We start from the raw sequence: 11,271 nt of genomic DNA, 5'->3' as shown, positions 1-11,271 counted from the left end.
GGGTTCCTGCTGTCAATATTTTAATTATCACGGAGCATAATCTCTCATAAAAGATAAGCCCCGAATCCATCGGGGCCTATCTTAAAGATTTTTTGGGACATTTTCAAAAATGCTTGACAGAAATATTTATGATTTTGCAAAAAAATGCATATTATTATTCTTAACCCTCCTGGCCAGATAAACAATCGGCGTATCCGCAATGCTCGTCACAATAAAAATTACATAGCTGGAAATGCAGATCCCAATCATGGTCTGCATATTATACATTCCCCAAAAGGCGCCGAAACTGTACAGTACCGTATTCAACAGCTGGGAAATCAGCGTGGAGCCATTATTTCTCAGCCACAAAAATCGCATAGAATCCCCGCACTTTTTTTCTGTAAACTTCCACCATTTATGGTAGGCCCAGACGTCAAAGCGCTGGCAGATCGCGTACACCAAAAAGCTGACGATCATCAGCCTGGGAGTGTTGCTGAAAATCAACTCAAAGCTGCTTCGCGCCCAGTCGCTTTCCGCAGGCGTGTACAGCAGCCACAGCTGGGAAATCACAATAAACGCCATTGAGGTAGCGATTCCCAGATTCACTGCCTTTTGCGCCGCTTTTTTCCCCTCTGTTTCGCTGAGAATATCCGTAATCAGAAACGTTGCGGCAAAGAGTATATTTCCCAGGGTCTGTTCCAGCCCGAAAGCGTCTACCAGCAAAAGCACCTCAATATTCGCTGTAATCGTCGCAAACACAGTACCGCAGTAAAGTCCCGCTGTCCCAAAAAAACGATAAGCCGCTAAAACCCCCAGATAAATAAGAATCAGTGAAAAAATCAGAAGAAATTCATTCATTCGTGCCGTTACCTCCTACGCCAAAATCGGTATTTTCCAGCAGAATATCGACACGTTCCTCATCCTTATATACCGGATAGACATCCCGCAGGAAAATCCGGATCACCTCCGGATCCGGGCTTACCAAGGTTGTGTTTTCTGTCATCAGATTGATACAGACCCGGTTAAAATACCGAAGACCGGTTTCCACATCCTTTTTCATAGAGTCAGCTGTCTGACCGGAAATGCCAAACAGCAGACAGACCTCCTGGGCATATCTTGCGATTTCCTCCGGCAAAGCGTATTCCATACCCTTTCGCAGCACTTCTTCCCGGAAAGCCGCGTCAAAGGTTTCCACGCCCATTTTCACGATCACCTCGATCCCCTCTTCCCGGAACCGCTGTCGAATCGCGGCCAGAGTGTCCCGATCCCTCCAGTGACATTCTATATGGATCCTGCGGATCTTTTTTTCCCCGCATACAGAAAGAATCCGGTTTACCGTTTTTTCATCCAGATCGCAAAAGCTTCCGGAATTAATGACTTCCAGCGCTCCGAAGCGTCCGGAGACCTTTGCCAGCTCGGCCTCGTTGAGCCGAAAGTTGGCCTCTTCATCCTTCGAGAAATCCAGATGATAATCACAGAAACTGCATCTTCTCCACTTGCAGCCGCTGCCTCTTAAAAGCAGAATTTCCCTCGGATTTTTTTCTGTTATCATACTGTACCGTTCCATCATTCCTCCATAAAAAAAAGTGCTTAAAATAGCACCATCTTCCCATACATCAAGCAGCGGGCGGATTGCCGCTCGCTTTATTCCGTAGTTTTGTTTATAGACAGGATGGTTTCGAACTGTCTTATTCTGCTGTAACAGATCTTATTTTACACATTTTTTTCCGAAATGCAAGATAAAAAAGAAAAGAATTTCGTGTCCTTCCCAGTTATCCTTCAGCGCCTGCAGGAGCTGGGCTCCGGTACACTGCTTTTCATCGAATACAAGCTGACTGATGGCAGAAAGGCTGTCGGCACAGGTACCAATTCCGCTGGCCTGAGGTCCTGTAAAATTATATCTGGCGCCCCCTTCTCCCAATTCTTTTCCATCCTCGATACAGTTGTGGAAAAAGAGGGAAGCATAAGGAAGGGGTTTTCGCTCTCTGTGTGCCCGATCGATCCGGTTCAGCCCCTTTTCCATCTGGTCTGTCCAGTAATGAAGCTGCTGCCGAAAGCTTTCCAGCACATCTTCCATGTTCTGAAAGCCATCTAAACTTCCTGTATCCGGTCCCAGGCGCTGTCCCGCGCCCGCGCAGATTTCATACCGCGGACAGCTCTTTCCGCAGTCAACGCATTTTCCGCTGTTCAAAGAAAGCTCCAAAATCCTTGCCAGATTTACATAGGCCGCGTCGTGGAATCCGTACTCCATTCCCGGAAGATCCGGCTCCACACAGCCGACTACCGCATAGCGCCTCGCTTCCGCAAGACTCATGTCCTTTGCCTGCATTGCTTCAATGGCCGCCCTGTCATTAAACAGCTTTGGATGCCCGTACCCGGCGCGGATACATTCAATCGCCTTGACTTTCAATTCATAAGGGGTGTTTTCATGCATCCGCACACACAGCCATGGATTCATCATCCGCGTATGGACGGAAGCTTCCAGCAGCATAAAAGTCAGATCGTTGGTTACATCTCTGCCTTCTTCGTCTACGCCTCCCACAGTAAGGCTTTCACCGCCCCATCCCCGGCCGTTTCGCACTGACATTGTGACTCGGTCTTTCAGTTTGGAAGGATTACCGGTCTTCACATAAGCACATTCAAGAAGCTCCTGCGCAAAGGCCTTGGTAATTCGTCCTCTTTCCATATCTTCCTTATAATAAGGATACAGCCACTGATCCATACGACCGTAGGAAACAGAATGTCCGTTAGATTCAATTAAGGTAATATTGGTAGCAAAATACCAAAGCTGAAGCGCCTGCCACATGGTTGCAGCAGGTCCTCCGGCAATCTGCCTGCAGTTTCGCGCAATCTGCGCAAGCTCTGCTTTACGTCTTTGATCCGCTTCTTTTTCCGCTTTTTCCTCCGCCAGATTTCCATACCGCTCAATGTAGCCCATCGCCGCTTTTACGGATATGGTCATAGCTTCATACAGTTGGGCTTTCTCTTCATAATTCGGATCATCCCGGTCCAGGGTTCTGCTTTTTTCCTCAATCCGCCGCAGATATCCCCTATATCCGATTCGCAGGAGCGTCTCATAATCCATTACAAAATGGCCGATGCCACCGTAATGATAAAGATTTGTCATGTAAACTTTTTTCCCCAGCTCCGATCCTGCCTTTTCCGCTTCTGAAAGTCCGGCGTTCACCATATCTTCCACCGTTTTTCCCTGCCAGAACTCGGCGATTTCCAGGAGCTCATCCTCATAAATATCGATCTCCACATTTTTCAGAATATGTTCCAGAGCGCAAGCTGTCCTCAATTTTGCCGGAAGATCGGGGTATTTGCGATAGACCTCTGTAATCAGCCTGGCTCTCTGAATATCGACGCGAAACTCCGTTTCAAGGAAGGTGCTCCGCAGCCGGTTCACCCTTGCATAAGGGGAGAAATCGTCATGGCCGGTCTGATACCCAAGCCCGTAATTCTGATCATAATTTTCGGTTCCACATGGCTTTGCGTTTGCCATTCTTCCCTTACCTCCTCTCCATTTCCCTGTTATCTCCTGAATGTCCGGCGATACACCGGATCCCTCTTTGCTCGAAATACGCGGCCCATTCCTTCAACTCTCGGTTAAAAGAATCCCGGTCAAATTTCAGGCTTTCCATTGGATATTCCCGCCCCAGGGACGCGTATTTTTCTTCTCCAAGACGCATAAAACCGAGAAGCTGCAGATGCCATATTCGATTCTTCATTTCTTTGAGAATAAAATCCGCTGTCTGTTCCCTGTTTTTTTTCGTATGATTGACTCCCGGGATGACCGGAATCCGTATTATCAGCTCCTTTTCCTCATGGGAAAGCCTCTTCAGATTTTTGAGAATCCGTTCATTTGATACTCCCGTATATCGCTGGTGCTCCCCCGGATCCATAAGTTTGATATCCGTAATCAAAAGATCCGCATAAGGAAGAACGGGCTCAATCCGTCCCCAGTCCATACAGAAGGTAGATTCCAGACAGGTGTTAATCCCTTCTTCTTTACATTGCCGCAGGATTCTTTTTGTAAATTCTGGCTGAAGCAGAGGCTCTCCCCCGGAAATCGTCACGCCTCCTCCCGAAGCTTCGTAATAAGATCGATCCCGCCGGATTGTCTTCATTACTTGATCGACGCTCAGGCGTTTTCCCCACTGTTTCAGCGCATCGGCAGGACACGCCCTGGCGCAGGACAAACAGTCGTTACAAATTTCGTGATCTATGGAATGGATTTTCTGTCCAGCGCCGGTATTCAGGCATCCATGCCGGGGACATACTTTCAGGCATAATCCACACACATCTGCGCGAATACACTTTGTTTCATACACACCAATCTCCGGCTGCATCCGCTGGCTTTCCGGATTTCCGCACCATTTGCAGGTCAGCGGGCAGCCCTTCAGAAAAATCTCCGTCCGGATTCCCGGACCGTCATGGATGGTGAATCGCTGAATGTTAAAAACGATTCCCTCTTCCGTCATATCAGTAAACCTCCCGATACAGCCGCTCTACGCTCTGCTCGTCCAAAGGAACATAGGAGTTATCCACCAGCCGTTTCTGATTGGCGAAAACGGATTGTGTGAACAGTTGCAAATCCGCTTCTTTTACGCCGTATTGCCGCAGCTGTTTTATCGGGAGCAGAGCGTGCTCCGCTTCTGCCAACGCGCGGAGAGCCTTTTCTTCCGAACATCCGAAAACACTGCCGATCATCTGCTGCAGTTTGCGGATCTTTCCCTGGGGGTTCTTTTGTTGATAAAAATCCAGCACCGCTTCAAAGAAAGCGTAGTTGGCTTCCCCGTGTCTCACTAAGTAAGCTCCGCTCAAAGGATAAGACAAACCGTGAACCGTGCCGCATCCTGCCTGAAGGAAGGCGATCCCCGCATAGCAGGCGGCAGTCAGGAGTTCTTCCGCGTAATCCGTTCTCAGATCGCAGCTTCCCTCCCGGTTTCGTTTCAGCCCTTCCAGCAGAAGTTCGATGGCTTTCCAGGCGAAAAGATCGGAAGTCATCGTTGCTCTGCCCGGGGAGAGAAAAGCCTCTGTGGCATGAATCAGCGCGTCAATAAGGGAACCCGCAAAGGGCTCATCCGGCAGGGTCTGAAGAAACTCAGGAATCAGGCACGCCGTATCCGCAATCAGCGATTCCGAAAGCAGCCCCAGCTTTGTCGTATTTCCATGCCCGTCTTTTACAATTGCCACCGAAGTACTTGTGACCTCGGATCCTGTGCCGCATGTTGTCGGAACAGCTATAAGCTGTTTTTCCCGTATCAGCTCCGCCCGTTTAAAAAACAGTTCATTTACCGTCCCGGTCCGCCTGACACAAAGCAGCTTTCCGATATCCATTACAGTGCCGCCTCCGATTGCAATAACCCTGTCATAGGAGTCGTAGTCAAGCCCTGCAAAAATTTCTTCTATCATGTCTTCCGTAGGCTCTCCGTCACGGATATCCTGCCGCAGGAAGGGAACATTCCGAGTGTAAGGCTTCACAAAGGCTTCATATAAAGCTTCTGTCGTAAAAATCAAATCCCGTTTTCCCAGACAGAAGGTTCCGCCAAGCTCGCCGAAGGTTCTGAATTTATATAGTTCTGGTTTCAGTAGTATTTCTCGCATTTTATCCTTTCTGCCCTTCCGCCATCAGCTGAAGGATCTCTTTTCTCAGATGAATGTATTCCGGGCTGTAACGGGCGTCTTCCTGACTATCCTCCATCTGCAGAGTAAATCCGATCTCCGCTTCCTTGATAATCCTTCCCGGACGAGGCGACATAGCGATAATTCTGGTTCCCAGGGTGAGAGCCTCATCTACATCATGTGTAATCAGAAATACAGTTTTCTTGGTCTCTTTCCAGATTTTCCGGATCAGATCCTGCATGGTATTTCTTGTGAAGGCGTCCAGCGCCCCAAAGGGTTCATCCATTAGCAGCATTTTAGGATCGTTGACCAGAGCCCGCGCCAGAGCCACTCTCTGCCGCATACCGCCCGACAGCTCGTAAGGTCTCGCATGGGCGAAATCCGCGAGTCCTACCAGGTTCAGATAGGTTTTCGCGCGATCTTCCGCTTCCTTTTTATCAATCCCCCGTACATCGGGACCGAAGGCCACATTTTTATATACATCCAGCCATGGATAAAGAGTCGGGGTCTGAAAGACGACCGCACGCTTCCAGTCCACTCCTGTAACCGGCTCTCCCAGCATCTCAATGGTTCCCTCTGTAGCCTGAAGAAGTCCTGCCATAATATTCAGCAGCGTACTTTTGCCGCAGCCTGACGGACCCAGCACACAGACGAAATCCCCCTCCATAATATCCAGGTTAACGCCACTGAGAGCAAGGGTCTCTCTGGAATGGTCTGTGCCTTCATAGCGCAGGGATAAATCCCGAATGGTCATCAGTCGTGTTTTCTGTTCTTGATGATTTTTCAAATCGCACCAACTTTCTTATTCTTCTGTTTCCTGCTGTTCAGCCAGCAGCGCTTCAATATAACTTGTGTCAATGGCATTTTTGAAAAATTCCAGATCTTTGGCATCTTCGATTTCACCTTGTTCTTTCATGAACTCCGCGACTTCCAGAATATTTTTCGCGATGGTATCATTTCCAAATGCTTCATCGCTGAGCTGATTCTCCAACGTTACATATTCGTCAGACATCTGCTCTTTTGTCTCATCTACAGACAGCTCATGATAAGCTCCAACGATCTCATACGCCTTATCCGGATCGCTTTCATACAACGCGGCGGCATCCGCAAGCACGCTGCAATACTGCTTTACAAGCTCTGGATACTGTTCGGCAAACTCCGTACGTACCACATGGAAATTCACCGTCTGATGTCCTTTCTCCGCCAGATCTGCTCCGGTCAGAAGCACGTTGCCTCCGTTGTTTTTGAGATTGATTAACGTCGGATTCCAGGTGTAAGCAGCATCAATATCGCCTCTCTGCCATGCGGAGTTAATCGCATCCGGCTGCAGATCCACAATTTCGATGTCCTCCGCGCTCATACCCGCATCTTCCAGCGCGCACAGCAGCCCATAATGGCCGCTGGAAGCCGTGGTAACTCCTACTTTCTTTCCTTTCAGATCGCGTACATCCTTAATTCCACTGTTTTCCCTTACAACCAGGCCCTCCGAATCACGGATTAAACAGTCTACCCAGATAATTTTGTAATCGCTGCCGGATGTAAGCCCTACGGTTGTCGGACAAATTCCCAGCATCATAGCAAAATCCACACTGTCGGAAGTCAAAGCGTTTACCATATCGCGCCCCGAATCAAAGTTCTTCACCTCAGCTGTAACATCCATTTTGCTGAAGCCATCTTCCTGCACAGGAATGATCCCCACACTTGTCAGCGGCTGCATCGCGATGGTAACCTTTTCCGGCAGACCATTTTCTCCACTGCTGTCTGTATCGCTGCCGCCGCAGCCTGTCAGCGCCAGAGCGGTGATCATAAGAACTAAAACTACAGTTAGGATTCTCTTTACTTTCATTTTTATCCTCCATACACTTTCTTTTGCTTTTTTCTATCGTTCCGTTTCTGTTTTACAGGTTTCCTTTCCATGGAACCAGCCGTTTCTCAGCCAGACGGAAAATTTTATCAATCAGAATACCGGTAATCCCCATTACGATAATTCCCGCGAAAATAACATCACTTCTCAGCCAGTTGCTGGCATCCAGCACCATCCAGCCGATTCCTGACGCCGCCGCAACCATTTCCGCCGCTACAAGCGTACTGTATCCGTGCCCCATGGCCGTTCGGATTCCTGTGAATATGTCCGGCGCCGAATAAGGCAGGACAACTTTCCAGAACACCTGCCGGTTACTTGCCCCCAAGGTTGTCGCCGCGTTGATATAGCTGGCCGGGATTTTCTGCACTGCCGCGGCGCAAGCGATAAAAATCGGCGCGAAGCATGCCAGGAACAAAAGGGCGATTTTCGATTCATTTTCAATTCCCATCCACAGCACGAGTACGGTATAGTACGCCAGAGGCGGCAGGGGTCGTACAAACTCAATAATCGGTTCAAAGGCGGCTCTGATTTTCTCATTCTGTCCACTGAGCAGCCCCAGTGGCACTGCCGTAACAATAGCCAGGCCAAAGGCAGTAAACAGGCGGAAAAAGCTTGCGCCCAAATGCTGTAAGAGCGTGCTCCCCTTATATCCTTCCACGCTGATGGATACGAGCGCTTCCCATACGGATCTTACACTCGGAACAATTTTCTCATCTACAATCCCCTGCTGACTCACAATCATCCAGACTACTAAAATGGCAAGCACCACACCCGCTGAAATCAGATTTGTCGTCCTAATCGGATGTTTCAATCTGTGTTTTCCGTTGCCTGCGGCGCTCCGTCTCTTTACCGATAATGGTCTGTTTATCATTTTCTCCTGCATCATAACCTCCAGATTATATATACATAAATTTTCACTAATGTTGCTACGGTTACACATATTACCCAAAATGCTCCCATTTGTCAAGCGGCTTTAAAAAAATTTTACATTCCGCACACAAAGCGTCATTCTTTCCTTACGCTCCTTTTCTCCGAGAGCATGGGAGCACCAAAAATAAAAAAAGGGATTGACAGGAATTTTTTTTAAAGTTAGACTTACGTTAAAAATATTTCAGCAGTCTATAGGAGGCATTGCTTATGAAAATGATCATAAATGGAAAACCCACTGACAGTGTGAGCGGTATGACAAGAGAAATTTACGCCCCTGCGGATGGCACTATTTTAGATACAGTTCCTGTCGCTTCGGAGGAAGATCTGGAGCTTGCTTTTGAAGCCGCCCGTGAGGGACAGAAAAAATGGGCCAAAGTTCCGGTTTATAAAAGAGCGGAAATTCTGATGCGTTTTCTGGTCCTAGTCGAACGGGACAAGGAGGAACTCATCCAGACGTTATCCGCGGATAACGGTAAGCCAATTACCCAGGCAAGGCAGGAAATTTCCAACATTTCCACTGCTTTTCGCGCCTTTGCCGAAAAGGCCAAGCACTATTATGGAACCATCATTCCTCCCGGCATTGAACCGGGCCATGAACAAAATCTGCAGCTGGTTACAAAAGAGCCTGTGGGAATTGTGCTCTGCATTATTCCTTTCAATTTTCCGTCCAACTTGTTCTGCCAGAAGGTGGCGCCCGCACTAATGATGGGGAACGCGGCGCTTGTGCTTCCACCTTCAGGAAACCCGTTGACAAACCTAAAGATGACGCAGCTTCTCGTCGAGGCTGGCGTTACGGACGGCGCGATTCAGTGTGTAACCGCCCCCGGACCTTTAAAGCAAAAGGCCGTCGCCGATCCACGCACCGCTTTTGTAACCATTACCGGCAGCACGGAAACCGGCTTGAAAATCGCGGAAACCGCAGCTAAAAATCTGACGCCTTACGCTCTGGAATTAGGCGGAAATGATCCCTTTATTGTTCTTGACGATGGGGATTTAGATCTTGCCGTCAGCGAAATTGTTGCCGGGAGAATGATCAATTCCGGGCAGGTTTGCTCTGCCAGTAAACGTTTTCTCATTCATGATTCCCTGGTGGAGGAATTTACCGAAAAGGCGGTGCGTCTGATCGCCGATCTCAAGGTCGGGCTTCCCTCCTGTGAAGACACACAGGTCACCTGCCTGATTAATGAAGACGCGGCCCGGGAAGTAGAAAAACAGGTCAATCTCACGGTCAGCCAGGGTGCCGAAATTGCCCTTGGAGGAAAACGCAACGGCGCTTTTTATGAGCCGACTGTACTGGTCAATGTCCCTTCTTCCGCAGATATCGCACAGGATATGGAAGTCTTCGGACCGGTAGTTCCGATTCTTTCTTTCCACACAGATGATGAAGCGGTTGAAATGGCCAATCGTTCTGTATTTGGCCTTTCCAGCTGTATTTTCACCGCTGATTCAAAGCGCGCTCACCGCATGGCAGCCAGATTAGAAGCCGGAAGTGTCATCATTAACGGTTCTACCTTCCTGCGTTCCTTCGAAATGCCCTTCGGAGGCTGGAAACAGAGCGGCGTAGGAACAGAGGGAGTCATGTCTACTTTTGAAGAAATGACTCGAACCAAAGTTCTCGCATTTAAAAATCTGCTGTAACTAATTTGACCAAACACCTGGCATCTTTTCCAGTTCCCATCCTTCCACTCCCGCTTTCCGTCCCAAACCTTGAAGAATCATCTTGTTTGGGACGAAACTTTCCTGTTTGCAGGTTCTCCAATCCGACAAACTGCCTGAATTGCCCTGCGCCTTCGCTTCTCGATCCCTCCAGCCCACAAGTTTCGTACTAAATTACACCGATTTTCCAAACATAGTACGAAACTTGGTGTCGAACAACCAACCAAAGAAAATTTTCTTTTTTTATCGAAATCAGTTGACTTCTTTTTGAATAAATTGTAATATATTTCCAATTTAAAAGGAGGTATTTTATGTATCAACAGTTTCATTTACTTAACAGCCTGAAAGCAGAGCTTCAAAACGAACAGTACTTGCTTCAGCAGATGCGCGACGTACAAAAGCAGCTTCCAAAGGGCTATCTGGCCTATAAACATGATCACTTCTATCGAGGAGTACGATATCAGGGAAAATGGAGGCAGATTCCTATCTTAGATCAGCTTCCTGAAAACAAACAGCTTATCACCCAGCTGCAGACAAACCGTTATCTTTCCAAGGCAGTCCCCATATTAGAGAAAAACTGCCTTTGCCTGAAAAAATGCTCTCCCAATTCCAACTCTATAGCCCTGTTGAAATCCGCGCTTCTCTGCCTGCCCATTACCAGGATTTTGATTTTTCTCCTTTTTTGCTTCCCGGAGACATCAACCCTGAAAAATGGCTTCAAGCACATTACCGGAAAAACTCGAAATATCCGCAAGAATTGAAACATTTCTCGAAAGGCGGGCTGCCCACGCGTTCCAAAGCCGAAGCTGACATTGCCACGATGCTGGAAGAATTTCAACTTGCCTTTCGCTACGAACCGCTGATTCAAGTGGGCCAATACGAATATGCCCCTGATTTCTGTATTGTGCATCCAACTCACAGACTCCTTATTCTCTGGGAGCACTTTGGAATGATCGATCAGCCCGATTACGCCTGTAAAACAATACAAAAGCTGAATTCCTATGCGGAAAATGGCTATCATCTTGGACTGAATCTGATCATGACATATGAAACAAAAAAACATCCCCTTCATTTTGGCCACATTCAGGATTGTATAAAGAAATATTTTTTGCAGCCGTTATAATGAAGCCCCTGCTGCCGCCCTTCCGCTCTTCTCCGTCCCAAACCAGGCCAACCTCCAAGGTTTGGGACGAAACTTTCCTGTTTGCAGGCTC

At 48.1% G+C, this 11,271-nt stretch carries 10 protein-coding genes; 2 read left to right on the top strand and 8 right to left on the bottom strand.

What is annotated here, in order from left to right:
* Positions 1 to 126: 126 nt before the first annotated feature.
* From H9L42_RS15660 to H9L42_RS15625, 8 genes are all read right to left on the bottom strand, one after another.
* The gene (locus H9L42_RS15660) at positions 127 to 837 is read right to left on the bottom strand and encodes a queuosine precursor transporter (protein WP_187304343.1); all 711 of its coding nucleotides are present in this window, start codon (positions 835 to 837) and stop codon (positions 127 to 129) included.
* Positions 830 to 1,531, bottom strand: coding sequence for a radical SAM protein (locus tag H9L42_RS15655; RefSeq protein WP_243235839.1), 702 nt, complete (start codon positions 1,529 to 1,531; stop codon positions 830 to 832). Before H9L42_RS15655 ends, H9L42_RS15660 begins: the two co-directional genes overlap by 8 nt.
* A 156-nt stretch (positions 1,532 to 1,687) precedes the next feature.
* On the bottom strand, positions 1,688 to 3,484 hold the full coding sequence (locus H9L42_RS15650; protein ID WP_187304341.1) for a pyruvate formate lyase family protein: 1,797 nt from the start codon (positions 3,482 to 3,484) through the stop codon (positions 1,688 to 1,690).
* Between the two features lie 7 nt (positions 3,485 to 3,491).
* Positions 3,492 to 4,463, bottom strand: coding sequence for a glycyl-radical enzyme activating protein (locus tag H9L42_RS15645; RefSeq protein WP_187304340.1), 972 nt, complete (start codon positions 4,461 to 4,463; stop codon positions 3,492 to 3,494).
* Position 4,464: 1 nt separating this feature from the next.
* Positions 4,465 to 5,589, bottom strand: coding sequence for an iron-containing alcohol dehydrogenase (locus tag H9L42_RS15640; RefSeq protein WP_187304339.1), 1,125 nt, complete (start codon positions 5,587 to 5,589; stop codon positions 4,465 to 4,467).
* 1 nt (position 5,590) lies between these two features.
* Positions 5,591 to 6,394, bottom strand: a complete 804-nt coding sequence (locus tag H9L42_RS15635) for an ABC transporter ATP-binding protein (RefSeq protein WP_243235838.1) — start codon at positions 6,392 to 6,394, stop codon at positions 5,591 to 5,593.
* Positions 6,395 to 6,409: 15 nt separating this feature from the next.
* Complete coding sequence (locus H9L42_RS15630; RefSeq protein ID WP_187304338.1) at positions 6,410 to 7,453, bottom strand: taurine ABC transporter substrate-binding protein; 1,044 nt, start codon at positions 7,451 to 7,453, stop codon at positions 6,410 to 6,412.
* Positions 7,454 to 7,505: 52 nt separating this feature from the next.
* On the bottom strand, positions 7,506 to 8,342 hold the full coding sequence (locus H9L42_RS15625) for an ABC transporter permease (RefSeq protein ID WP_187304337.1): 837 nt from the start codon (positions 8,340 to 8,342) through the stop codon (positions 7,506 to 7,508).
* 266 nt (positions 8,343 to 8,608) lie between these two features.
* Between H9L42_RS15625 and H9L42_RS15620 the strand changes: the two genes are divergently transcribed.
* Both H9L42_RS15620 and H9L42_RS15615 read left to right on the top strand, forming a co-directional pair.
* Positions 8,609 to 10,039 carry an aldehyde dehydrogenase family protein gene (locus H9L42_RS15620; protein ID WP_187304336.1) on the top strand — a complete coding sequence of 477 codons (1,431 nt, stop codon included), beginning with the start codon at positions 8,609 to 8,611 and terminating at the stop codon, positions 10,037 to 10,039.
* Between the two features lie 601 nt (positions 10,040 to 10,640).
* Positions 10,641 to 11,180, top strand: a complete 540-nt coding sequence (locus H9L42_RS15615; protein ID WP_187304335.1) for a hypothetical protein — start codon at positions 10,641 to 10,643, stop codon at positions 11,178 to 11,180.
* Positions 11,181 to 11,271 lie beyond the last annotated feature (91 nt).

This window comes from Zhenpiania hominis (genome assembly GCF_014333425.1).
Taxonomy (GTDB): domain Bacteria; phylum Bacillota; class Clostridia; order Peptostreptococcales; family Anaerovoracaceae; genus Hominibacterium; species Hominibacterium hominis.
Note: the sequence above shows the minus strand (reverse complement) of the source record. Positions and strands in the feature narration are given on the sequence as shown.